Below are 21,705 nucleotides of genomic sequence, written 5' to 3'. Positions count from 1 at the left end.
GCATGACGACCGAGACCCGCACCTCAGCGCACAAGGCGCGACTGCTCCCGCAGCTGATCAAGTTCGGCGCGGTCGGTGCCGTCGGCTTCGTCGTCAATCTCGTCGTCTTCAACGTCCTGATGCTGTTCGTCCTGGTGAACGTGCCGCACAAGACGCTGTACGCGACCGCTATCGCGACGCTCGTCGCCATCGCCGCCAACTGGCTGGGCAATCGCTACTGGGCATTCGCGGGCAACCGGAACACCGACGCCACCCGCGAGGGCATCGAGTTCTTCGTCGTCAGCCTGGCCGGGATGGCCATCCCCCTGCTGTGCGTGTGGGTCTCCCACTACCTCCTGGGCTTCCAGAGCCTGCTGGCGGACAACATCGCCAACAACGTCGTGGGACTCGCCCTCGGCACGGTGTTCCGCTTCGCGTTCTACCGGTGGTGGGTGTTCTCTCCTGAGCGCGCGGCCGCCCGCGACGAGCGTCGCGCCGCAGCCCACGGCCCCCTGCCGTCCGGTGCGCACGTCACGCCACGCACCGCGCGCGAGAAGCCGCCGATCACCGGCTCGACGCTAGCGGCTGCCCCAGACCGTGGTCTCATCGGTGACTGACTCCGACTGCTGACGGCGGACGGCGACGACCGTCTGCGAGTGGTCCATCAGCTCGGACAGCGCCCGCTGCACCTGGCCGGCCTGGGGAACGTCCTTCAGGACGACCGGGTGGTCGAGACCGGAATTGATCAGCACGTCACCGGAGCGGAACGCGCTCTGGAGCCAGGTGCGCCGAACGCTCACGTCGTAGCCGCGGCTGTGCAGCAGCTCCTGCCGCACGCGGACGAAGAAGCCGTGGCGGATGATGAGCCGGCGCGTCGTGATCGTGTAGCGGCGGCTCAGCCACGCGGCGAGCGGAAGCAGGAACAGCAGCAGGACGACGACGGCCGCGGCCGTCCACAGGAGCACGATCTCCCAGACCTCGTCGAGCCGACCGGCGAAGAAGCCGACCGCGCCCGCGGCCGCGATCAGCACCAGGCTCGGCCAGAACAGCCGGCGAGCGTTCGTCCGCAGCCGGGCGACGACGCGCTCGGGCGGCTGGGCGGGCTGCGTGGAGGTCCCGTCCGGGGTGCTGCTCATGCTCCATTAATACCGCAGGTGCGTCACGTCGCCCGCCGCCACCGCGGTGCGGCCCGCATCCGACTCCACGACGAGACGGCCGTCCTCGTCGATGCCCACCGCTGTCCCCAGCAGGTCGTCGCCCGAGGGCAGCTGAACACGCACCTGGCGGCCCACGGTGTGGCAGGCCTCCACGACCTCGTCGCGCAGCGCGCTGCGGATCGGGTCACCGCCGGCGGCAAGGAATTCGCGGTAGACCGTGCTCAGCTGGATGAGGTACGCGGAGAGCACGGCGTCCGCATCCACACCCTCGGCCCCGGCGAGCGCGAGGGAGGTGGATGTCTCCGTGGGCAGCTGCTCGCGCGTCTGCGCCAGGTTGACGCCGGCACCGATGATCAGCCCCGAGAGGTCGGGAAGCAGCTCGGCCAGGATGCCGCACACCTTGTCGCCCTCGATGAGGACGTCGTTGGGCCACTTCACCTGCACGCCGCCCGGCACGAGCGGGCCGAGCGCGCGGCTCATCGCGAGGCCGGCGAGCAGCGGGAACCAGCCGTAGGCCGCGGACGGCAGCCCGACCGGCTTGAGGAGCACGGAGATCGCGAGCGCCGTGCCCGGCGGGGTGATCCACTCGCGGCCGAGGCGCCCGCGTCCACCAGTCTGGTTGTCGGTGACCACCACCGCGAGATCGGGCAGGTCGCCGGCGCGCTCGCGCAGGACGTCGTTGGTCGATCCCGCCTCGGGCAGGACCTCGAGCACGGGGACGATGGCACGGCTGCGTCGGAACTCCACGCGCCCAGTCTGTCGCACTGGCTCCGTCCCCCAGAGCGGACGGGCGGATTTGTAGGATTTCGTCAACGGCATGCCCGTTCCACTGGCCGGTAGAGTGAACGGCGTGACCGACACCGAAGACCGTCAGACCGACCAGCTCCCCGACCTGACCACAACCGCCGGCAAGCTCGCCGACCTGAAGGAACGGTTCCACGAGGCCGTGACCGCCAGCGGGCAGGCCGCCATCGAGAAGCAGCACGCCAAGGGCAAGCTGACCGCTCGCGAGCGGATCGACCTGCTGCTCGACCAGGGATCCTTCGTCGAGCTGGACGAATTCGTCCGCCACCGCACGCACGCCTTCGGCATGGAGGCCAAGCGCCCCTACGGCGATGCCGTCGTCACCGGCGTCGGCACCATCCACGGCCGCAATGTCGCCGTGTTCAGCCAGGACTTCACCATCTTCGGCGGCTCGCTCGGCGAGGTCGCCGGTGAGAAGATCATCAAGGTCATGGACCACGCGCTCAAGACCGGCGTGCCCATGATCGGCATCCTCGACTCCGGCGGCGCGCGCATCCAGGAGGGCGTGGTCGCCCTCGGCAAGTACGGCGAGATCTTCCGCCGCAACACCGCCGCCTCGGGCGTCATCCCGCAGATCTCGATCGTCATGGGCCCCGCGGCGGGCGGCGCGGTGTACTCGCCCGCGCTCACCGACTTCGTGATCATGGTCGACAAGTCGAGCCACATGTTCGTCACCGGCCCAGACGTGATCAAGACGGTCACCGGCGAGGACGTCGGCTTCGAAGAGCTCGGCGGCGCGCTGACCCACAACAAGGTCTCCGGCGTCTCGCACTACCTGGCGAGCGACGAGGAGGACGCGCTCGACTACGCGCGCACCCTGCTCAGCTACCTCCCGCAGAACAACCTCGCCGAGCTGCCGACCTTCCAGTCGGAGCCGGAGCTCGAGATCACAGACGCGGACCGCCGGCTCAACGCGGTCATCCCGGACTCCCCCAACCAGCCCTACGACGTCAAGACGATCATCGAGGGCATCGTGGACGAGGGCGAGTTCCTGGAGGTGCAGCCGCTCTTCGCGCCGAACATCGTCATCGGCTTCGCCCGGGTCGAGGGCCGGTCGGTCGGCATCGTCGCCAACCAGCCCAGCGCGATGGCGGGCACGCTGAACATCGACGCCGGCGAGAAGGCCTCGCGGTTCGTGCGCTTCTGCGACGCGTTCGGCATCCCGATCCTGACGCTCGTGGATGTGCCCGGCTACCTGCCCGGCACGGATCAGGAGTGGACGGGCGTGATCCGCCGTGGCGCGAAGCTGCTGTACGCCTACGCCGAGGCGACCGTGCCCCTCGTCACGATCATCACGCGCAAGGCCTACGGCGGCGCCTACATCGTCATGGGCTCGAAGCAGCTCGGCGCCGACATCAACCTGGCCTGGCCGACCGCGGAGATCGCGGTCATGGGCGGTCAGGGCGCGGTCAACATCCTGTACCGCGGCGAGATCAAGCGCGCGGAGGAGGCCGGCGAGGACGTCGCCGCCGTGCGGACGAAGCTCGCGAACGAGTACACGTACAACGTGGCGAGCCCGTTCCTCGCCGCCGAGCGCGGCGAGCTGGACGGCGTGATCGAGCCGGCGGCCACGCGCGTGTCGGTCATCAAGGCGCTGCGGGCCCTGCGCACGAAGCGCGCCTCGCTGCCGCCGAAGAAGCACGGGAACATCCCACTGTGAGCGGCGCGCACGCAGCGGCGGCGAGCCCGGACTCGCCGCTCGACCCGTCGCAGCTCCGGTTCCTCACGCGCGGCGTGACGCCGGAGGAGGTGGCCGCCGTGACCGCGGTGCTCGCCGCCGCTGCGGCCGAGCAGGCGGCAGCAGCCCAGGAAGCGCAGGCCGAACAGGGCTCGGACGCGTGGGCTCGGAGCCAGCGCGCGCTACGCGGCGAACTGCGCCCGGGAGCCGGCGCGTGGCGGTCGTTCTCGGCCTGAGGTCCGGCGTTTGTACCCCGACTGATCTGTCCCCCAAAAGCGGGTCGGCCGTGATGTCGCGGGTGCACCCTGAACAGGGGTCGTGAGGTGTCCCCCAGGTGTCCTCCAAAATGACGACTATGTATTTTCTGGACGTCGCACCACTATAGATATTGCTAGGTGTCTCTCCTCGTGAGTCACACCGCCAATCACTCGCCGACTAGGGTAAGCGGGCGAGTGCTTTGGGGGCGAGTCAGGGCGATATTCGGGTTGTCGCCCTGACTCGGGGTTTGAAAAGGGGCCGACAATTCGGGTGTCGGCCCCTTTCTCCCGTTAACGGGCGGATCGAGCCCGCAGAGCTGCCGCCCGGCGTCGCGGCGTCAGGCCACGGGACGCGGGATCTCCAGCCACAGGTCGACCTCGTCGTCCTCCGACTCCGCCCCGAGCGCATTCGCCGCGCCGTCGTCCGACATGCGCAGGCCGACGACCGTCACGGCCGTCTTCGATGAGCGCGGCACCGTCCGTACGATGAGCTTGTCCGTGGTCGTGCCGCGGATCGCCTCCGCCAGCCGCCGCAGCACCGCCTCCAGGCCCCGCTGGTCGAGGTCGTCGATGCCGCCCTCGTCGAGCAGACTGACGACCACGCCGCGGCGGCGCGCGTCCATGACCTCGCGGCGGACGTCGTCGTTCAGGAGCCTGCGTCCGCGAATCTCGTCGCGGATGGCGCCCTCCAGATAGCGGCACTCGCGCCGCTCGGCCTCCGTGAGGTCTCCCCCGCGCCGGACGATCTCGGCCAGCATCGGCGCTGCCACACGGTAGGTCTGCCGCAGCCGCAGCTGACGCTCCATGACGTGCGCCTCCTGGGCGGCCTGCCATTCCGTCGCCTCGCGCTCGGCGCGCGCGAACTGGAGCGCATCGCGCCCCGCCTTCGCCAGCGAGCTCGAGATGACGACCGCGACGCCGACCCAGACGATCGAACCGATCACACCCAGCCCGGCGAGCGCACCCGGTCCGGCCCAGACCACGGTCTGCACGGCCAGGAAGCCCACTCCGACCCACGCGACGACCTGCTGGCGGCGGACCGCGCAGATGGTCATCAGGGTGCCGACCGCCGCGACGTACCAGGTGGCGTAGCCGTTGTCCTTGGCGGGATCGAGCTGACTGGTCACCAGGATGGTCGCCACGACGCTCACGGCGAGGTCGAAGGCGGCGAGCCAGAGCGGCATCTTCGTGGGGCTGGTGGGCCACAGGCTGAGGATGGTCGCGATCCCGTACAGAACCATGGACACGATGACCGGGCCCGTTGCCGCGGGCGTCGACAGCGACGACAGCGCCAGGAACAGGTGGTATGCCGAGAAGAGGGCCCCGAGGCTGAGGAAGAGGACGCGGTTGAGGGTGATCACTCGGCCGCCTCCGTCGCCACGGCCGGAGCCAGCGGGTCGTGCAGCGCGGTCGCCGCGGACGTTCCGCCGAGCGCGTTCTGGTCGCCCGACGGCCACAGGATGGTGACCGTCGTGCCCGCACCCGGCTCGGACTCGATGCTCGCGCGGCCGCCGACCTTGGCGAGCCTGTCGCGGATGCTGATCCTCAGCCCCAGCCGCTCGGCGGGGACCTCGGACTCGGTGAAGCCGCGTCCGTCGTCGCGCACGACGACCTCCACTGTCGCGGCAGGGCTGCCGCCGCGGATCGAGACGCTTCGCTGCACCTCGGGGCCGCCCGCGTGCTGCATGCTGTTCACCATCGCCTGGACCGTGGCCGAGTAGACCGCCTCGGCGACGTTCACGGGGAGCGTGTGCACCTCCACGTCGTGCACATCGACGGCGAACGGGGACGAGAACGCGTTCGCGGCTGTCACCAGCCGCTCGGTCAGCCGGTCGAGACCGACGGCCGTCTGGTCCTCGGGCGTCGCCGCCTCGGCCGCGTGGAGGTGCCCGATGGCGTCCGCCGCCATCGCCGCTGCGAGCTCCTTCTGCTCGATGGTCCGCGCCGAGGCGGCCGAGAGCAGAGTGGTGAGGACGCTGTCGTGCACGATCGCATCCACCTGGACGCGCTCCACCTCGGTCGCGTGCTGGCGGACCGCGTTGGCGTACCGCGCGAGCGCCTGGCTCTGCGCGGTGTCGACGGCGCTCGACGCTTGGCGCATCATCGCGATGATGGCGAGGATGACGCCGCCGAGGATGATCGCGTAGATGGTGTCCAGCGCGGCCAGCTCGAAGCCGACGCCGCCTCCCGCGGGGAGCGCTCGCACGACGCCGTAGGCGATCGGGACGAGGAACGTGTAGGCGATGGCCAGCCACAGCGGGTACGCGACGGCGGCGAATGCGGTGAACACCGAGCAGAGGAACCAGACCCACGGCTTGTCGGTCTGGAATGCGGCCGGGTCGTCGGCGATGAGTGGCCAGGTGAGGATGGCTGCGAGGTAGACGACCGAGAGCACGCCCATCGCGATCTTCACTCCGCGCTGGACGACGGCGAGGATCACCGTGAGCGCGAGTCCGCCGAAGACCGCGATCATCCACACGACGCCCCACGGCTCATGGAGGTCTTTCAGCTGCCCGAGGGCCGTCGGGAGCGTCTGCAGGCCGAAGACGAGACCGAACGCGGAGACGGTGCGGTCCGCGATGCGCTCGATTCGGGCGCGGCTCAGCGGGTTGCGGGGTTTGACCGACTCCAAGGGCAGCCCGGGGCGCACCCCGCTAGGAACGCTCATTGCCCGTCTCCGGGTCGAGCCCGGGGAGGATGCCGTCCTCCACCGCCCTGCGGAGGAGATCCACCTTGGTGGGGGCCGGCCGACCGACCTCGACGTACTTGACGCGGATGCGGTCCAGATACTCGCGGGCTGTGGAGTTGGCGATGCCGAGCTGCGCGGCGACCGCCTTCAACGGCAGCCCGGACGCGTAGAGGTGGAGCACGTCGCGCTCGCGGCGCCCGAGCTGGGCCTTCGCGAAGTCGCTGTCGGCGTCGATCGCGGTGGCCCATTCCAGGTTGTTGAGAACGTCACCGCGCGCGACCGTCGCGATGGCGCTGATCACGGTGGTCGTGGGAGAGGACTTGGGGATGACGCCGGCGGCACCCGCCGCCAGGGCCTCGCGGACGCTCGCCACGCGGTCCGCGATGCTGTGCACGAGCACCGCCGCGCCGGTCGCCTGCGCGCGCTTGACGTTGTCGGTGACCTTCGATCCGTCGCCGAGCGACAGGTCGAGCACCACGACGTCGCACTCCTGCGAACCGAGCTGGGACACGAAGTCGTCCACCGTCGGAGCGGTCACGACCACGTCGTAGCCCGCGTCCTGACAGGCCGCCTTCAGCCCCAGGCGCACGGACTCGTGATCGTCGACGATTGCCACCCGCACCATGGAGACCATCGTAGGGGGTGAATGCATTCGGGCGTGCTCCACCTCAGCGCGTCAGCGTGGCGACGGCCTCGACGTGGTGCGTGTTGGGGAAGAGGTCGAAGGCGCGCAAGCCGCGCAGCTCGTAGCCGTGTCCGGCGAAGAACGCGAGGTCGCGGGCGAGGGCGACGGGGTCGCAGGCCACGTAGACGACCTGGGCCGGGGTGAGCGACGAGATGGCGTCGACGACCTCGCGCCCGGCACCCGACCGCGGCGGGTCGAGCACGACGGTGGCTGCCCGCAGCCGGGCGCGCTCGGCGGCCGACGCGTCCGCGGCGGCCCGGGTGATGTACCGCTCCACCCGGTCGGTGATCGCCGAGGCGCCCACCCACTCGGCCAGGTTCTCGGCGGCGTCGTCGGTGGCCGTCTCACTGCTCTCGACGGACGTGATGCGGAGGGTGGAGCCGAATCGGTCGCCGAGCGTGGCGGCGAGCAGCCCGACGCCCCCGTACAGGTCGAGGTTGGCCGCGCGCGGGTCGAACAGCGCTTCGTCGACCGCGGACTGCACCGCCTCGGTGAGGGTCTGCGCGGCGGCGCGATGCACCTGCCAGAACCCGCGCGCGTCGAGCCGGAACTCGCGGTCGCCGACCCGCTCGCGGATGGGCACCGGCTGCGGGCGGGACCGCGGGCGCGAGGGCCGGACCGAGGCGCGGTTGCGGCCGCGGCCGCGGTCGCCGGTGGCGCTCCGGTTGCCGCTGGGGCGGTCCGGGGCGTCGTTGATGAGGACGTGCGAGGTTCCGAGCCCCGTCGCCACGACATCCACCGACTCCGCGCCCGGGAACAGCTGACCGAACGGCGTCGCCTCCTGGACGAGCGCCGTCGCGAGCGGCAGATCGTCGACCGGGATCACGGTGTGGGACCGCGGCGCGAATGGTCCGAGACGCCCCTGCCGGTCGACCTGCAGGCGGACCCGGGTGCGCCATCCCGTGCCGTCCCCGGTCTCGCCGGCGACGGGCTCGACGGTCACCCGGCCGCCGCCGACACCCGCCGTGGCGATGGCGTCGGGCGACAGCTTCGCGGTGCGGGTGAGCGCGTCCTCGATCACGCGGCGCTTCAGCTCACGCTGGTGTTCCAGACGGATGTGGCCGAACTCGGCGCCACCCGCGCGCTGCGCGGGCGGACGTTCGATCCCTGCCGCCTCCCAGACGTGCTCCTGTCGCTCGGGCGCCGCCTCCAGCACCTCGACGACCTCCCCGCGCCAGAAGCTCGCGTGCCGGGTGTCGCCGATGCGCGCCCGCACCCGCTCCCCCGGCATCGTGTCGGGCACGAAGACGACCCGGCCCTCGTGCCGCGCGACGAACACGCCGCCGTGGGCGACGTTGGTAATGTCGAGCTCGACTTCGTGCTGCGCGAGGTCTCCCTCATCGTTCTGGGGCATCCTTCGAGCATTCCATAGGTGACCATGCGCCTCTACCTCGCCTCCACCTCTCCGGCCCGGCTCGCCCTGCTGCGCGCCGCGGGCATCGAGCCGGTGGTCGTGCCCTCGCACGTCGACGAGCCGGCCGCGGTCGCCGCAGCCGAGGCCGAGCACGGACCATTGAGCGCGGACGCCATGGTGCAGCTGCTGGCGCGCCTCAAGGCGGAGGCGGTGCGCGGCACCCTCGACGGCGAACCCCTCGACGGCCTGATCTTCGGGGGCGACTCCGCGTTCGCGATCGACGGCGCCATCCACGGCAAGCCGCACCTGCCGGAGGTCGCGTGGGAGCGCTGGCTGCAGCAGCGCGGCCGGACCGGCGTCCTGCACTCCGGCCACTGGCTCATCGACCACCGCGACGGCCGCGAGAACGCCGCAGCCGGAGCCGTCGCCACCGCAGCCGTGACGTTCGCCGACATCACCGACGTCGAGATCGACGCCTACGTCGCCAGCGGGGAGCCGCTGGAGGTGGCCGGTGCGTTCACCGTCGACAGCCTCGGCGGGCCGTTCATCACCCGGGTGGAGGGCGACCCGAGCACCGTCGTCGGGCTCTCGCTCTCGACGCTGCGCGACCTGGTGCGCGAGCTCGGCGTCGAGTGGACGTCACTGTGGAACCGAGACCGCTGACCCGTCTCGTTGTAGGCTCCTGGAGTCTTGGGCGCCCCATTTTTGTGGGGATCAACCAAATGTCGTTCGATATCGAGCAATAGGCTAGGGAACTGTGCCACGTATCACCAAGGTTTTGATCGCCAACCGCGGCGAGATCGCCGTCCGTGTCATCCGTGCGGCGAAGGACAGCGGCATCGCGTCCGTCGCGGTGTACGCGGACCAGGATCGCGACGCCGTCCACGTCCGCCTCGCCGACGAGGCGTACGCCCTCGACGGGACCACCAGCGCCGACACCTACCTGGTGATCGACAAGCTGCTGTCGGTCGCGCGCCGCTCGGGCGCCGACGCGGTCCACCCCGGCTACGGCTTCCTCGCCGAGAACGCGGACTTCGCTCGCGCCGTGATCGCCGCCGGCCTCACCTGGATCGGCCCGTCGCCCGAGGCCATCGAGCGCCTGGGCGACAAGGTCTCGGCGCGTCATGTCGCCGAGAAGGTGGGCGCCCCGCTCGCCCCCGGAACCCTGAACCCGGTCGCCGACGCATCCGAGGTGCTCGACTTCGTCGACGTGTACGGCCTTCCCGTCGCCATCAAGGCGGCCTTCGGCGGCGGCGGCCGCGGCCTCAAGGTCGCCCGCACCCGCGAGGAAGTGCCGGAGCTCTTCGAGTCGGCCACCCGCGAGGCGATCGCGGCGTTCGGCCGCGGCGAGTGCTTCGTCGAGAAGTACCTCGACCAGCCGCGCCACGTCGAGACCCAGTGCCTCGCCGACGCCTACGGCAACGTGGTCGTGGTCTCCACCCGCGACTGCTCCCTGCAGCGCCGGCACCAGAAGCTCGTCGAGGAGGCGCCCGCGCCCTTCCTCACCCCGGAGCAGATGGAGAAGCTGTACTCCTCCTCCAAGGCCATCCTCAAGGAGGTCGGATACCAGGGCGCCGGAACGTGCGAGTTCCTGATCGGCAAGGACGGCACCGTGTCGTTCCTCGAGGTGAACACCCGCCTCCAGGTCGAGCACCCGGTCTCCGAGGAGGTCACCGGCATCGACCTGGTGCGCGAGCAGTTCCGCCTCGCGGAGGGCGGCGAGCTCGACTACGACGACCCGGCTCCGCGCGGACACTCCTTCGAGTTCCGGATCAACGGCGAGGACGCCGGCCGCAACTTCATCCCCTCCCCCGGCCCCGTGCACGTGTTCAAGGCTCCCGGCGGCCCCGGGGTGCGCGTCGACAGCGGCATCCAGGCGGGCGACGTCATCAGCGGCGCCTTCGACTCGATGCTCGCGAAGCTCATCGTGACCGGCTCCAGCCGCGAGGAGGCGCTGGAGCGCTCCCGCCGCGCGCTGGACGAGTTCGAGGTCGCCGGCCTGCCCACGGTCCTCCCCTTCCACCGTGAGATCGTGCGCGACCCGGCCTTCGCCCCGCAGGACGGCGAGCCGTTCTCGGTGTACACCCGTTGGATCGAGACCGAGTGGGGCAACGACATCGAGCCGTGGACGGGTGAGCTGGGCGACCAGGTTGCCGCCGAGCGCCGCAGCAACGTCGTGGTCGAGGTCGAGGGCAAGCGCATCGAGGTGTCGCTGCCCGCTCGCCTGCTCGGCGGCGGTTCCGCAGGCGCGGCCGCTGCCGCCGCACCCGCCCCGCGTCGACGCGGCGCGGCGCACAGCGTCGAGACGGCGACCGGTGACTCGGTCACCGCTCCCATGCAGGCCACCGTCGTCAAGGTCGCGGTCGCCGACGGCGACCCGGTCGTCAAGGGCGACCTCGTGCTCGTCCTCGAAGCGATGAAGATGGAGCAGCCGCTCACCGCCCACAAGGACGGCACGGTCTCCGGCATCAACGCCACGGTCGGCGAGACGGTCTCCTCCGGCCACCTGCTGCTCAACATCGTCTGACGCGCACAGGCACGCGCCGCGCGCCCTCCGAGAAGGAGGAGTCCCTGAGCCACCCGGCTCGAGGGCTCCTCCTTTTCGCGTCTCAGCTCGCCGCGCGGACAAGGTCTTCCTCCCTTCTCAGCAAGCCCAGCATTCCCTCGACCGCACCCACGGCCGCCGCGGAATCGTTCACGACCTGCCGCGCGGGCACACGGAGCCACCGCATCCCTCGCAGCGCGAGCGCGGTATCCCGCCCGCGATCACGCTCGAACGCGCCGCGGTCCCGGTGGAAGGCGAAGCCGTCGACCTCGACGAGGAGCATCCCGTCGATCCGCATGTCGACGCGCCCCACCCCCGAGACCTGCAGTTGCTGCTCGACCCGATGGCCCCGGGTCTCGAGCAGCTGCCGGAGGATCGACTCCACCCCGGACTCCGAGCCGGGTCGCGCCTGGTCGGCGAGCCGACGCGACGGCTGAGGCTCCCCGGCGAATATCCGGTCGAGGCCGTACGGTGAGACCCGACCCGATGACAGAGCAGTGTCCAGCACGGCGACGGCGGTGAGATCATCGGCACAGCGCACCACCGTGCGAAGACAGTCAGGGAACGACACCCGCCAGATCTCGGGATGATCGGAGACGCGCCGCCAATGGCGAACGGTCCGCGGATCAGAGCGGCCCGATCGGCCGGCGTTCGGGGGAACGACGAGGTGGATGCGTTCGTCCGTCCCACCCCAGAGCCCGTACGTGCGCGCGGCGGAGACGCAGCAGAGCCGCGACCCTTTCGAGAGCGCGAGGAGGGTCGGATGGGGCGCCATCGGAGAGGCGTAACGGCCGTTGCGCGGCCGCAGCATATGCCCGGAGGCGACCGCCGCCGTCAGCTCGCGCTGCGTTGCTCCGGCGCTCCGGAGCTGACGCGTTGAGGCTGCGCCTCCCCAGCGCTCGAGTCGTTCGTTCCAGTTCATGAATCCATCGTCGCGAGCCCCCCGCGGTGGCCCGGGCCGACCTCGGAATCTGTGGAGAAGTCGCCTCAGCTTCGGCCTGTGGACGCGTTCGGGAGGGAGGAGATCGAGCACGACACGCCGCGCGATGTAGAAAAAGGGAGGGGAACTGCCACGCCCTCGCCACGGATCTCCTCCGTTTCGGCTTGGAGGGGGAAAGGGAGGAGATCGGAGTCGACACGCCGCGCGATGTAGGAAATGGGAGGAGATCGGTCGCCCGCGACCGACGGATGTCCTCCGTTTTCGCCCGGCAGCGAGAGGGGCCGGCACGCCGGCGGCGGCGGCTCAGCCGGTGGCCTCGGTGGGGTCGCCCTTGAGGTCGATGCTGATCTCGTCGGCGTCGAGGTTGGTGAGGGCGCCGGCGAGGACGTCGGCGCTGAAGGTGCCGTCGTCGCGGGCGTCGAGGAGGGCGTCGCGCTGGGCGCGCAGCCGGGCGAGGCGCGCGGCCTTGTGCTCCGCGAAGGCCTCCGGTGTCCGCTCCCGGGTGGTCGGCTGAGGAACGGACTTACCCGCCTCGTACAGCAGCTCCATGAGCCGCCGCCGCTCCTCCTTCTCGGCCGCAGGGTCCGCCGCGGCGGGCTTCACCAGCCGCAGGACGAGCCCCAGCGTTCCGCCCTGGAGCAGAAGCGACCCCGCTGCGATGAGGAACGCGATGAGGACGAGCACGGAGCGGCCCGGGGTATCGCCTGGAAGCGACTGGGCGGCCGCGACCGTCACGGCGCCGCGCATCCCGGCCCACACGACGATCGCGCCCTCGCGCCAGCCGAGCGGGGCGCCGGTGAAGTACTCGATGTCCGCGATCAGCCGCCGCACGCGCGTGCCGAACCGCGCCAGGTTCTCGGTGGTCGGGACACCGCGGCGGGCGAGGCGCCGCCGTCGTCGCTCGGCCTGCTTCGGCGAGACCGGCCGGGCCGGGTCCGGGCCGGTGAACGGCGTCAGATCCGCGACCGGCGCGGCGCGCTCGCCGTCGCCGGCGGTGATCGCCGGCGTCTCGGCCGGCGCGATCCGCTGGGCGATCCCGCGCTGCACCGCTTCCGGATCGGACAGGTGCTCCTGCATCTGCTCCAGCCGCGGCCGGATCCGCTGACCGCGACGGTGGCGCCGTGCGAGCAGCGCCAGCAGCGGCGCGACGAAGGCCGCGCGCACCACGATCGTCAGCACCAGGGCGATCGCTGCGATGCCGATCGCCGGCGCCACGCCGGAATGGTCCTGCTGCACCTTCTGCAGGATGCCGAACAGCTCGAGACCCATCGTGAGGAAGATCAGGCCTTCGAGGATCAGCTCGACCGTCCGCCAGTTCTGGGCGTCCGACAACCGGTGCTCGGGCGACAGGACGCGCGGCGCACGGAAGCCGGTGACGAGCCCCGCGACCACGGCGGCCACCAGCCCCGACGCACCGAGCGCTTCTGCGGGGATGGACGCGAGGAACGGCACGGTGAAGGAGATCACCGTGTTGACCGTCGCATCCTTGACCCGGGCCCGCACCAGCAGGTTGAGCCAGCCGACGAGGCCTCCGAAGGCGACGGCGATCACGACCGAATAGACGAACGACAGCGTCACCGCGCCCACCGTGAAGGTCGCCACGGCCGCCGCCGCGACCGCCGCGCGCAACAGCACCAGCGCGGTCGCGTCGTTCAGCAGGCTCTCGCCCTCCAGGATCGCGACGACGCGCGGGGACACGCCGGCGCGTTTCACGATGCCGGTCGCCACGGCGTCCGTCGGGCTGACGATCGCCCCGAGCGCGACGCCCCAGCCGAGACCGAGGCCGGGAATGATCCAGGCGAAGAAGAGACCCAGAACGACCGAGCTGACGATGACGAGGATGACCGACAGGCCGCCGATCGCCCCGAACTCGCGTCGGAAGGTCATGGCCGGCATCGACACCGACGCCGAGTACAGCAGCGGCGGCAGCACGCCGGCGATCACCCACTCCGGCTGGATGACCAGCGCCGGCACGAACGGCAGCAGGCTCACCAGGATGCCGACCACCACGAGGATGAGCGGCGACGCCACCCCGAACTTCGGCCCGATGGTGGTGGCGGCCGCGATCGTCAGGACGGCGAGGACGCCGATGACGAGCGCGGTCTCCATCCCCCGATGCCTTCCGTCAGAGCACGATGTGCATGGCCCGCGCGGCGTCGGTGATCGACCCCGACAGCGACGGGTAGACCGTGAACGCCCGGGCGACCTGGTCGACCGTGAGCCGCTGCTCCACGGCGAGCGCGAGCGGGAAGATCAGCTCGGACGCGCGCGGCGCCACGATCACACCGCCGATGACGGTGCCCGACCCGGTGCGCGCGAACAGCTTCACGAAGCCGTCGCGGATGCCGAGCATCTTGGCCCGCGGGTTGGACTTCAGCGGCAGCTTGTAGATGTCGCCCTGCGCGATGCCCTCCTCGATCTGCTTCTGGCTCCAGCCGACCGTCGCGATCTCGGGCTGGGTGAAGATGTTGGAGCTGACGTTGCGCAGCTCGATCGGGTTCACGGCGTCACCCATCGCGTGGAACACGGCGGTGCGGCCCTGCATAGAGGCGACGGACGCGAGCGGCAGCGAGTCGGAGCAGTCGCCCGCCGCGTAGATGTTGGGGATGGACGTGCGCGCGACCCGATTCACCCGGATGTGACCGGAAGGCGTCACCTGCACGCCCGCCTCCTCGAGGCCGATCCCGGCGGTGTTCGGCACCGAGCCGACCGCCATGAGGCAGTGCGAGCCCTCGATGGTGCGCCCGTCCGTCAACGTGGCGACCACGCCGTCCTCGGTGCGGACGACCGACTCGGCGCGCGACTTCGACAGCACCTGCATGCCGTTGCGGCGGAAGACGTTCTCGATGACGGCTGCGGCGTCCGCGTCCTCGCCCGGCAGCACCTGGTCGCGCGACGAGATGAGCGTGACCTTCGAACCCAGTGCGTTGTAGGCGGATGCGAACTCCGCACCGGTCACACCGGAACCGACGACGATCAGGTGCGACGGCACGGTCTGCAGGTCGTACAGCTGGGTCCAGGTGAGGATGCGCTCCCCGTCCGGCACCGCCGACGGCAGGACGCGCGGCGCCGCACCCACGGCGACCACGATCGTGTCGGCCTCGACGCGGTCGAAGTCGGTGCCCGAGTCGCCCTTGCCCGTGGACACGATCACGGCGCCGGAGCCGTCGAGGCGCCCCTCCCCGGTCACGATCCGGACGCCGGAGCGCACGAGCTCGGCCCGCATGTCCTCCGACTGCTGGCGTGCGAGCCCGACCAGCCGCTTGTTCACCGCCGCCAGGTTGACCGCGATCTCGGGACGCACCGGCTTGCCGGTCTCGCCGCGCGAGAAGAACTGCACACCGAGGTCGGTCGCCTCGCCGATGGAGTTGGTGGCCTCGGCCGTCGCGATGAGGCTCTTCGAGGGCACCACGTCCGTGATGACGGCCGAGCCGCCCACCCCGGAGCGCTCCACGATGGTCACGTCGGCCCCCAGCTGGGCGCCCGCGAGCGCCGCCTCGTACCCGCCGGGACCGCCGCCGAGCACGGCGAGCCGCTGCTTGCGCTCGAATTCATACGACATGGGCACCATTCTTCCGCATGGGATGCACCGATGCGCATCCGGGACCGCCGCTGTGGACAACCGGCGGCTCAGTAGAGTTGGGGGCATGTCGGATTCCTTCACCAACCCCCTCGACGACCCCGCGGCCGACCCCTTCGAGATCGCGCGCGAAGCGGCCTCCCAGCTGGCCGAGAAGACGGGCGTGCAGCGCCACGACATCGCGCTCACCCTGGGCAGCGGCTGGGGCAAGGCCGCGGACCTGATCGGCGAGACCGTCGCGACCGTCCCGGCCACCGAGATCATCGGCTTCAGCAAGCCCGCCCTGGAGGGACACGTCGGCACCCTGCGCTCGATCCGCCTGACGAACGGCAAGCACGCCCTCGTCATCGGCGCGCGCACCCACTACTACGAGAACCACGGCGTCCGCCGCGTGGTCCACAGCGTGCGCACCGCGGCCGCGGCCGGAGCGACCACGATGGTCCTCACCAACGGCGCGGGCGGCATCAAGGACCACTGGAAGCCCGGCACCCCGGTGCTCATCAGCGATCACATCAACCTGACGGCCGACTCCCCGCTGGAGGGCGCGACCTTCATCGACCTAACCGACCTCTACTCGCAGCGGCTCCGCGACCTCGCCCGCACCATCGACCCATCGCTCGACGAGGGCGTGTACACGCAGTTCCGCGGCCCGCACTACGAGACGCCGGCCGAGGTGCAGATGGCGAAGGCGATCGGCGGGCACATCGTCGGCATGTCCACCGCCCTCGAGGCGATCGCGGCGCGTCAGGCCGGCATGGAGATCCTGGGCATGTCGCTCGTGACCAATCTCGCCGCGGGCATCCAGAAGACCCCGCTGAGCCACCAGGAGGTCATCGAGGCCGGCCGCGCCGCCGAACCGGTGATCAGCGCCCTGCTCGCCCAGATCGTGGAGGCGCTGTGAGCGACGCGACGAAGGACACCCCGCAGCTCCTCACCGACGCCCGCGCCTGGCTGGCGCAGGACCCGGACCCGGAGACGCGGGACGAACTGGAGTCGCTGATCGTCGCCGCGGAGGCGGGCTCCGCCGAGGCCGTCGCCGACCTGCACTCGCGGTTCGACGAGCGCCTGGCCTTCGGCACCGCCGGCCTCCGCGGCGCGATCGCCGCGGGCCCGAACCGGATGAACCGCGTGCTCGTGGCGCAGGCCGCCGCCGGTTTCGCCCGCTGGCTGCTCGAGCACGCCGAGGGCGGCACGCCGTCGGTCGTGATCGGCTACGACGGCCGCAAGAACTCCGACGTCTTCGCCCGCGACACCGCCGAGCTGATGGCCGGCGCGGGCGTGCACGCCATCCTGCTCCCTCGCCTGCTGCCGACACCGGTGCTCGCCTTCGCCGTCCGGCACCTGGACGCGAGCGCGGGCGTCATGGTGACCGCCAGCCACAACCCGCCGAACGACAACGGGTACAAGGTCTACCTGGGCGGCGAGAACCACGGCTCGCAGATCGTGTCCCCGGTGGACGCGGAGATCGCCGCGCACATCCTCGACGTCGCGCAGGGCAGCGTGGCCGACCTGCCGCGCTCCGACCGCTACGAGGTCGCCTCCGACGACGTGGAGCACGCGTACATCGCCGCGACCGTCGCGGTCGCCGCGACGGAGACCCCGCGGGACGCCGTCTCCTTCGTCTACACGGCCATGCACGGCGTCGGCTGGCGCACCGCGCGCGAGGTCTTCGCCCGCGCCGGCTTCGCGGAGCCCACCCCGGTGACCGCGCAGATCGATCCCGACCCCGCGTTCCCGACGGTCGCCTTCCCGAATCCGGAGGAGCCCGGCGCGATGGATCTCTCGTTCGCCGCCGCCCGGGAGGCGGGGGCCGACCTGGTGATCGCGAACGACCCGGACGCCGACCGGCTCGCCGTCGCCATCCCCGACCCGTCGAGCGCGGACGGCTACCGCCGGCTCTCCGGCAACGAGGTGGGCGCGCTGCTCGGCTGGCGCGCCGCCGAGCTCGCCGAGGCGCGGGCGGACGACCGCGGGCCGATCGGCACGCTGGCCTGCTCGATCGTCTCCTCCCCCGCCCTCGCCTCCGTCGCCCGCGCCTACAAGCTGGACTTCGCGGACACGCTGACCGGCTTCAAGTGGGTCTCGCGGGCGCCGGGCCTGATCTACGGCTACGAGGAGGCCCTCGGCTACCTCGTGAACCCGGAGACGGTGCGCGACAAGGACGGCATCTCGGCCGCTGTCGCGTTCCTCGACCTGGCGAACGGCCTGGCCGCCGACGGGATCAGCGTGGCCCAGCACCTGGACGCCTTCGCCGAGCGCTTCGGGTTCTTCGCCAGCGATCAGATCTCGCTCCGGGTCACGGACCTCTCGCGCATCGGGGAGATCATGGCTGCGCTGCGGTCCACCCCGCCGAGCCACCTCGGCGAGGTGAAGGTCGCGCAGATCGACGACCTGAAGGACGGCTTCGGCGGCCTCCCGCCGAGCGATGTGCTGCGCATCCTGCTCGAGGACGGCTCCCGTGTCATGGTCCGCCCGAGCGGTACCGAGCCGAAACTCAAGATCTACATCGACGCCTCGAGCGACGAGGGCAGCCTGGAGGAGCGGCGCGCGACCGCGACCTCGCGGGTGGCCGCCCTCGCCGAGGCGATGCGACTGCTGACGGCCTAGGACGGCTGCGGCTCAGGCCGTCACGGTTCGCGGCGTGCGCGCGAGATACCCGAGCAGGAACACCGCGAGCGCCGCGACCGTGACGACCGCGCCGGCGAGGGGGACCGCGACCGCTCCCCCGGCGGCCAGCGCCAGCGTCCCGATCGGGGGCGCGATGGCGATGCCGACGTACATCGCGGTCGAGTACCAGGACAGCGCGAGTGCGGCGCTGCCCGGGTCGACGTGCACGAGCCTGTGCTGAACCGGGATGGCGATCGCGAACGCCGCGACGCCCCAGACCGCGAAGACGACGATGGTCGCCACGAAGGACGCCTCGGAGAACGCCAGCACGACGAGCGTGAGCGCCTGCGCGCCGAGCGCGGTCAGCGCGACCGGACGGCTGCCGAACCGGTCGGTGAGCGGCCCGGCGATCGCATTGCCCGCGATCCCGGCGACGCCGTAGGCCAGCAGCAGCACCGCGAGCAGGGTCCCGGAACCTCCGGTGGACGCGTGGGTCACGGCCGCCGAGAAGATGTACACGATGTTGAACCCGGCGATCATGAGCAGGGTCGTCCCGAGCGGGGCGACGATGCGCAGGTCGGCCAGCGGGGCGAGCCGTCGCTTGAGCGTTACCGCGGGCGGGACGGGCACGTCCCGCACCACCAGGGGGATGGCGACCACGAGCACCGCGGCGATCCCGACGATGCACCACAGCGCGAAGCGCCAGCCCGCCATACCGCCCAGCGCGGTGCCGAGCGGCGAGCCGACGGCCGTCGCCAGAGTGAAGCCGGCGCCGACGATGGCGAGGGCCTGGCCGCGCTTCTCCGGACGGGCGAGGGATGCGGCCGCCGCGGTGGCCGTCGGGACGAGGGCCGCTCCCCCGAGGCCGGAGAACGTGCGGCCGGCGATGAACACCGTGAGGTCGGGCGCCAGCGCGGAGACGGCGGTGCCGAGGGCGAAGACCGCGAGGCCTGCGGCCATGAGGGTCGCCCGCGGGACGCGCGGGAGGAGGATCGAGACGGCAGGGGCGGCGACGGCCACGACGAGCGAGTAGCTGGTGATGGACCAGCTGACCTGCGTCGCGGTGGCACCGAGCCCGGCGGCGACGCGCGGCAGCAGGCCGGCGATCACGAACGCGTTCGTGCCGACGACGAAGAGCCCCAGAGCGAGTACCAGCAGAGCCGGGAGGGTCTTGCGGTACGATTGTTCGACGAACGTCATACCGTTAAGGTACGACTATTGTTCGATGATTGTCAAACAATTTGTGGTGAGCATGACCGACTATCCCAGCCCCGACATCCAGGACGTGCAGCTCGTCGACGTGCTGCGCGCGGTGGGCGACCCCATCCGGCTCCAGATCGTGCGGGTCCTGGCCGACGGCAGGCCGCACCCCAAGACGCTCACCGAGTGGGGTGTCGACGTGCAGAAGTCGACCATGGCGCACCACTTCAAGACGCTGCGCGAGGCCGGCGTCACCCGGACGATCGTCAGCGGCCGGACGCACGAGATCCAGCTCCGCAGAGACGAGCTCGACCAGCGGTTCCCCGGTCTGATCGAAGCGCTGCTGCGCGGTTAGCCCAGGGCTTCGTCGAGCTTCTGCTCGAGTTCTTCGAGGTCGAAGTAGTTGTGCACGACGATCACGTCGGCGTTCGTCTTGCCGATCCGGTCCACCAGCTCCGGCGATGTGAGCACGACCTGCGCGTCCGCCGCCGCCTCGCCGATGTGGGCCGCGTCGGATGCGGTCACGTCCGCGTCGATCCCGAGCCGGTCGAGCACGCGCTCGGCGTTCACCTTCAGGATGCCGGAGGTGCCGACACCCACGCCGCAGATCGCGACGATCTTCACCGCGACGCCTCTTCTTCGCTGAGCGTGAGGATGCGCTGCACGTCGGCGACGTCGGTCGCCGCAGCCAGTGCAGGGATCGCTTCCGGGTCGTTGAAGACGTTCGCGAGCTCGGCGACACTCGTCACGTGCGCTTCGGGTGTGGACACCGCGAGCCCGAGAACGACCGACACCGGGTCGTTGTGCGGGTGGCCGAAGACCACCGGGTCGTCGAGGGTGACGACCGACAGGCCGTCCGTGTTCACGTCGGGCCCGGGGCGCGCGTGCGCCAGCGCGAGGCCGGGCGCGATCACGATGTAGGCGCCGAACTCCTCGATCACCTGGATCATCCGCTGCGCGTAGCCCTGCTCCGTGGCCCCCGACCGTGCCAGCGCCTCACCGGCCAGCTCGACCGCCCGACGCCAGTCGTCGGCGTGCGCGCCGACGGTGATGGCGGAATCAGGCAGCGGTGGCAGTGACATATTTCTACAGTAGCGCCCGGGGGTTCACGAACCCTCGAAACCTGCTGTGATGATCTCGGCCAGTTCCTCACGCTCCTCCAGCGGGAGGAAGGCGCCCGCGGCGGCGTTGAGCTGGAAGATCTCCAGGTCGGTGCGGTCGTAGGCGAAGGCGTCAGCCAGGATGCTGAGCTCACGCGTCAGCGTCGTGCCGCTCATCAGGCGGTTGTCGGTGTTCACGGTGACCCGGAAGCCCAGCTGGTAGAGCAGGTCGAACGGGTGGTCGAGGATGTCGTCGCCCCAGGCCGCGATGGCGCCGGTCTGCAGGTTGGAGGTCGGGCTCGTCTCGAGCGCGATCTCGCGATCCTTTACCCACTGGGACAGGTTGCCGAGCGTGACATAGGTGTTCTCGTCGTCCTGGCGTTCGATCGTGATGTCCTCTGCCAGGCGCACGCCGTGGCCGAGCCGCAGGGCGCGCCCGTCGAGCAGGGCGCTCCGGATGCTGTCGAGGCCGTCCGCCTCGCCCGCGTGCACGGTGGCCGGGAAGAACTGCGCGGCCAGGTAGTCGAACGCCGCGCGGTGGTTCGAGGGCGGGAAGCCCGCCTCCGGGCCGGCGATGTCGAAGCCGACGACGCCGCGGTCGCGGTGGCGGACGGCGAGCTCGGCGATCTCGAGTCCGCGGTCGTTGTGCCGCATCGCGGTGACCAGCTGGCCGACGCGGATGCGTCCACCGGCGTTCCGCACGTCCTGGATGCCCTGCTCGACACCCTCCTGCACGGCCTCGACGGTCTCGTCGAGCGACATCCCCCGGCTCAGGTGCTGCTCCGGCGCCCAGCGGATCTCGCCGTACACGACGCCGTCGTCGCCGAGGTCCTGGACGAACTCCCGGGCGACCCGGCTGAGCCCTTCGCGGGTCTGCATCACGGCGGTGGTGAGGTCGAACGTCTTCAGGTACTCGACCAGCGAGCCCGAGTTCGACTTCTCGGCGAACCAGCGGCCGAGCTCGGTCGCATCCTGCGCCGGCAGCTCCAGTCCGATCTCGGCGCCCAGCTCGAGCACCGTCGCCGGGCGGAGGCCGCCGTCGAGGTGGTCGTGCAGGGAGACCTTGGGCAGCGGACGGATCTCGGTGCCGTCGGCCAGCGCGTACTCGTTCCAGGCGTCGCTCATGAGGT

21 protein-coding genes are annotated in these 21,705 nt (G+C 71.1%); 8 read left to right on the top strand and 13 right to left on the bottom strand.

Going from position 1 to position 21,705, the window contains the following annotated elements:
• Positions 1 to 2 precede the first annotated feature (2 nt).
• On the top strand, positions 3 to 596 hold the full coding sequence (locus AB0P25_RS12190; RefSeq protein ID WP_363807624.1) for a GtrA family protein: 594 nt from the start codon (positions 3 to 5) through the stop codon (positions 594 to 596).
• On the opposite strand, the gene AB0P25_RS12185 is transcribed toward AB0P25_RS12190, so the two are convergent.
• Positions 558 to 1,115, bottom strand: coding sequence for a PH domain-containing protein (locus tag AB0P25_RS12185; protein WP_363807623.1), 558 nt, complete (start codon positions 1,113 to 1,115; stop codon positions 558 to 560). The two genes, AB0P25_RS12190 and AB0P25_RS12185, sit on opposite strands and share 39 nt — an antisense overlap.
• Before the next feature lie 6 nt (positions 1,116 to 1,121).
• Positions 1,122 to 1,883 carry a biotin--[acetyl-CoA-carboxylase] ligase gene (locus AB0P25_RS12180; protein WP_363807622.1) on the bottom strand — a complete coding sequence of 254 codons (762 nt, stop codon included), beginning with the start codon at positions 1,881 to 1,883 and terminating at the stop codon, positions 1,122 to 1,124.
• A gap of 70 nt (positions 1,884 to 1,953) precedes the next feature.
• Here AB0P25_RS12180 and AB0P25_RS12175 point away from each other — a divergent pair, with 70 nt between their 5' ends.
• Entirely contained in the window at positions 1,954 to 3,600 is a 1,647-nt protein-coding gene (locus AB0P25_RS12175; protein WP_363807621.1) for an acyl-CoA carboxylase subunit beta, read from the top strand.
• Complete coding sequence (locus tag AB0P25_RS12170) at positions 3,597 to 3,854, top strand: acyl-CoA carboxylase epsilon subunit (RefSeq protein ID WP_363807620.1); 258 nt, start codon at positions 3,597 to 3,599, stop codon at positions 3,852 to 3,854. The genes AB0P25_RS12175 and AB0P25_RS12170 overlap by 4 nt, the downstream gene beginning before the upstream one ends.
• 359 nt (positions 3,855 to 4,213) lie before the next feature.
• Here AB0P25_RS12170 and AB0P25_RS12165 read toward each other — a convergent pair whose 3' ends face one another.
• Genes AB0P25_RS12165 through AB0P25_RS12150 form a run of 4 tightly spaced genes read right to left on the bottom strand, consistent with a single transcriptional unit; the run spans position 4,214 to position 8,603 of the window.
• The gene (locus AB0P25_RS12165) at positions 4,214 to 5,236 is read right to left on the bottom strand and encodes a hypothetical protein (protein ID WP_363807619.1); all 1,023 of its coding nucleotides are present in this window, start codon (positions 5,234 to 5,236) and stop codon (positions 4,214 to 4,216) included.
• Positions 5,233 to 6,543 (bottom strand): ATP-binding protein, encoded by a 1,311-nt coding sequence (locus tag AB0P25_RS12160; RefSeq protein WP_363807618.1) that lies wholly within the window; start codon positions 6,541 to 6,543, stop codon positions 5,233 to 5,235. The genes AB0P25_RS12165 and AB0P25_RS12160 overlap by 4 nt, the downstream gene beginning before the upstream one ends.
• The gene (locus tag AB0P25_RS12155) at positions 6,530 to 7,189 is read right to left on the bottom strand and encodes a response regulator transcription factor (protein ID WP_064111132.1); all 660 of its coding nucleotides are present in this window, start codon (positions 7,187 to 7,189) and stop codon (positions 6,530 to 6,532) included. Before AB0P25_RS12155 ends, AB0P25_RS12160 begins: the two co-directional genes overlap by 14 nt.
• 43 nt (positions 7,190 to 7,232) lie before the next feature.
• Positions 7,233 to 8,603, bottom strand: coding sequence for a TRAM domain-containing protein (locus tag AB0P25_RS12150; RefSeq protein WP_363807617.1), 1,371 nt, complete (start codon positions 8,601 to 8,603; stop codon positions 7,233 to 7,235).
• Between the two features lie 24 nt (positions 8,604 to 8,627).
• On the opposite strand from AB0P25_RS12150, the gene AB0P25_RS12145 reads away from it, so the two are divergent.
• Both AB0P25_RS12145 and AB0P25_RS12140 read left to right on the top strand, forming a co-directional pair.
• A complete protein-coding gene (locus AB0P25_RS12145; protein WP_363808055.1) occupies positions 8,628 to 9,266 on the top strand; it encodes a Maf family nucleotide pyrophosphatase in 639 nt (212 codons plus the stop codon).
• 94 nt (positions 9,267 to 9,360) lie between these two features.
• The gene (locus AB0P25_RS12140) at positions 9,361 to 11,130 is read left to right on the top strand and encodes a biotin carboxylase N-terminal domain-containing protein (protein ID WP_363807616.1); all 1,770 of its coding nucleotides are present in this window, start codon (positions 9,361 to 9,363) and stop codon (positions 11,128 to 11,130) included.
• Positions 11,131 to 11,212: 82 nt separating this feature from the next.
• Here AB0P25_RS12140 and AB0P25_RS12135 read toward each other — a convergent pair whose 3' ends face one another.
• From AB0P25_RS12135 to AB0P25_RS12125, 3 genes are all read right to left on the bottom strand, one after another.
• Entirely contained in the window at positions 11,213 to 12,070 is an 858-nt protein-coding gene (locus AB0P25_RS12135) for a hypothetical protein (protein ID WP_363807615.1), read from the bottom strand.
• A gap of 321 nt (positions 12,071 to 12,391) precedes the next feature.
• Positions 12,392 to 14,197, bottom strand: coding sequence for a cation:proton antiporter (locus AB0P25_RS12130; protein WP_363807614.1), 1,806 nt, complete (start codon positions 14,195 to 14,197; stop codon positions 12,392 to 12,394).
• 16 nt (positions 14,198 to 14,213) lie between these two features.
• Complete coding sequence (locus AB0P25_RS12125; protein WP_363807613.1) at positions 14,214 to 15,650, bottom strand: NAD(P)H-quinone dehydrogenase; 1,437 nt, start codon at positions 15,648 to 15,650, stop codon at positions 14,214 to 14,216.
• A gap of 85 nt (positions 15,651 to 15,735) precedes the next feature.
• On the opposite strand from AB0P25_RS12125, the gene AB0P25_RS12120 reads away from it, so the two are divergent.
• Together AB0P25_RS12120 and AB0P25_RS12115 are read left to right on the top strand one after the other, a co-directional pair.
• On the top strand, positions 15,736 to 16,569 hold the full coding sequence (locus tag AB0P25_RS12120) for a purine-nucleoside phosphorylase (protein ID WP_363807612.1): 834 nt from the start codon (positions 15,736 to 15,738) through the stop codon (positions 16,567 to 16,569).
• A complete protein-coding gene (locus tag AB0P25_RS12115; protein ID WP_363807611.1) occupies positions 16,566 to 18,275 on the top strand; it encodes a phospho-sugar mutase in 1,710 nt (569 codons plus the stop codon). Before AB0P25_RS12120 ends, AB0P25_RS12115 begins: the two co-directional genes overlap by 4 nt.
• Positions 18,276 to 18,287: 12 nt before the next feature.
• On the opposite strand, the gene AB0P25_RS12110 is transcribed toward AB0P25_RS12115, so the two are convergent.
• Positions 18,288 to 19,475, bottom strand: coding sequence for an MFS transporter (locus tag AB0P25_RS12110; protein ID WP_363807610.1), 1,188 nt, complete (start codon positions 19,473 to 19,475; stop codon positions 18,288 to 18,290).
• 52 nt (positions 19,476 to 19,527) lie between these two features.
• On the opposite strand from AB0P25_RS12110, the gene AB0P25_RS12105 reads away from it, so the two are divergent.
• Positions 19,528 to 19,830 carry a helix-turn-helix transcriptional regulator gene (locus tag AB0P25_RS12105; protein WP_363807609.1) on the top strand — a complete coding sequence of 101 codons (303 nt, stop codon included), beginning with the start codon at positions 19,528 to 19,530 and terminating at the stop codon, positions 19,828 to 19,830.
• Here the strand turns inward: AB0P25_RS12105 and AB0P25_RS12100 are convergent.
• From AB0P25_RS12100 to AB0P25_RS12090, 3 genes are read right to left on the bottom strand one after another with little or no spacing between them, the layout of a single operon-like run.
• Positions 19,827 to 20,099 carry a PTS sugar transporter subunit IIB gene (locus tag AB0P25_RS12100; RefSeq protein WP_064111123.1) on the bottom strand — a complete coding sequence of 91 codons (273 nt, stop codon included), beginning with the start codon at positions 20,097 to 20,099 and terminating at the stop codon, positions 19,827 to 19,829. The genes AB0P25_RS12105 and AB0P25_RS12100 overlap by 4 nt on opposite strands.
• The gene (locus tag AB0P25_RS12095; RefSeq protein WP_363807608.1) at positions 20,096 to 20,557 is read right to left on the bottom strand and encodes a PTS sugar transporter subunit IIA; all 462 of its coding nucleotides are present in this window, start codon (positions 20,555 to 20,557) and stop codon (positions 20,096 to 20,098) included. The genes AB0P25_RS12100 and AB0P25_RS12095 overlap by 4 nt, the downstream gene beginning before the upstream one ends.
• Positions 20,558 to 20,581: 24 nt before the next feature.
• Positions 20,582 to 21,700: an adenosine deaminase gene (locus AB0P25_RS12090; protein WP_363807606.1), complete on the bottom strand. Its 1,119-nt coding sequence runs from the start codon at positions 21,698 to 21,700 to the stop codon at positions 20,582 to 20,584.
• Between the last annotated feature and the right edge of the window lie 5 nt (positions 21,701 to 21,705).

Origin of the sequence: Leifsonia sp. NPDC077715 (genome assembly GCF_040686855.1) — a bacterium.
Lineage (GTDB): Bacteria > Actinomycetota > Actinomycetes > Actinomycetales > Microbacteriaceae > Leifsonia.
Note: the sequence above shows the minus strand (reverse complement) of the source record. Positions and strands in the feature narration are given on the sequence as shown.

Excerpts from the sequence above, each read along its gene's own strand:
- AB0P25_RS12190 (WP_363807624.1), top strand. The coding sequence starts at position 3 with ATGACGACCGAGACCCGCACCTCAGCGCACAAGGCGCGACTGCTCCCG.
- AB0P25_RS12185 (WP_363807623.1), bottom strand. The coding sequence starts at position 1,115 with ATGAGCAGCACCCCGGACGGGACCTCCACGCAGCCCGCCCAGCCGCCC.
- AB0P25_RS12175 (WP_363807621.1), top strand. The coding sequence starts at position 1,954 with ATGCCCGTTCCACTGGCCGGTAGAGTGAACGGCGTGACCGACACCGAA.
- AB0P25_RS12160 (WP_363807618.1), bottom strand. The coding sequence starts at position 6,543 with ATGAGCGTTCCTAGCGGGGTGCGCCCCGGGCTGCCCTTGGAGTCGGTC.
- AB0P25_RS12155 (WP_064111132.1), bottom strand. The coding sequence starts at position 7,189 with ATGGTGCGGGTGGCAATCGTCGACGATCACGAGTCCGTGCGCCTGGGG.
- AB0P25_RS12150 (WP_363807617.1), bottom strand. The coding sequence starts at position 8,603 with ATGCCCCAGAACGATGAGGGAGACCTCGCGCAGCACGAAGTCGAGCTC.
- AB0P25_RS12145 (WP_363808055.1), top strand. The coding sequence starts at position 8,628 with ATGCGCCTCTACCTCGCCTCCACCTCTCCGGCCCGGCTCGCCCTGCTG.
- AB0P25_RS12135 (WP_363807615.1), bottom strand. The coding sequence starts at position 12,070 with ATGAACTGGAACGAACGACTCGAGCGCTGGGGAGGCGCAGCCTCAACG.
- AB0P25_RS12130 (WP_363807614.1), bottom strand. The coding sequence starts at position 14,197 with ATGGAGACCGCGCTCGTCATCGGCGTCCTCGCCGTCCTGACGATCGCG.
- AB0P25_RS12125 (WP_363807613.1), bottom strand. The coding sequence starts at position 15,650 with ATGTCGTATGAATTCGAGCGCAAGCAGCGGCTCGCCGTGCTCGGCGGC.
- AB0P25_RS12120 (WP_363807612.1), top strand. The coding sequence starts at position 15,736 with ATGTCGGATTCCTTCACCAACCCCCTCGACGACCCCGCGGCCGACCCC.
- AB0P25_RS12110 (WP_363807610.1), bottom strand. The coding sequence starts at position 19,475 with ATGACGTTCGTCGAACAATCGTACCGCAAGACCCTCCCGGCTCTGCTG.
- AB0P25_RS12105 (WP_363807609.1), top strand. The coding sequence starts at position 19,528 with ATGACCGACTATCCCAGCCCCGACATCCAGGACGTGCAGCTCGTCGAC.
- AB0P25_RS12095 (WP_363807608.1), bottom strand. The coding sequence starts at position 20,557 with ATGTCACTGCCACCGCTGCCTGATTCCGCCATCACCGTCGGCGCGCAC.
- AB0P25_RS12090 (WP_363807606.1), bottom strand. The coding sequence starts at position 21,700 with ATGAGCGACGCCTGGAACGAGTACGCGCTGGCCGACGGCACCGAGATC.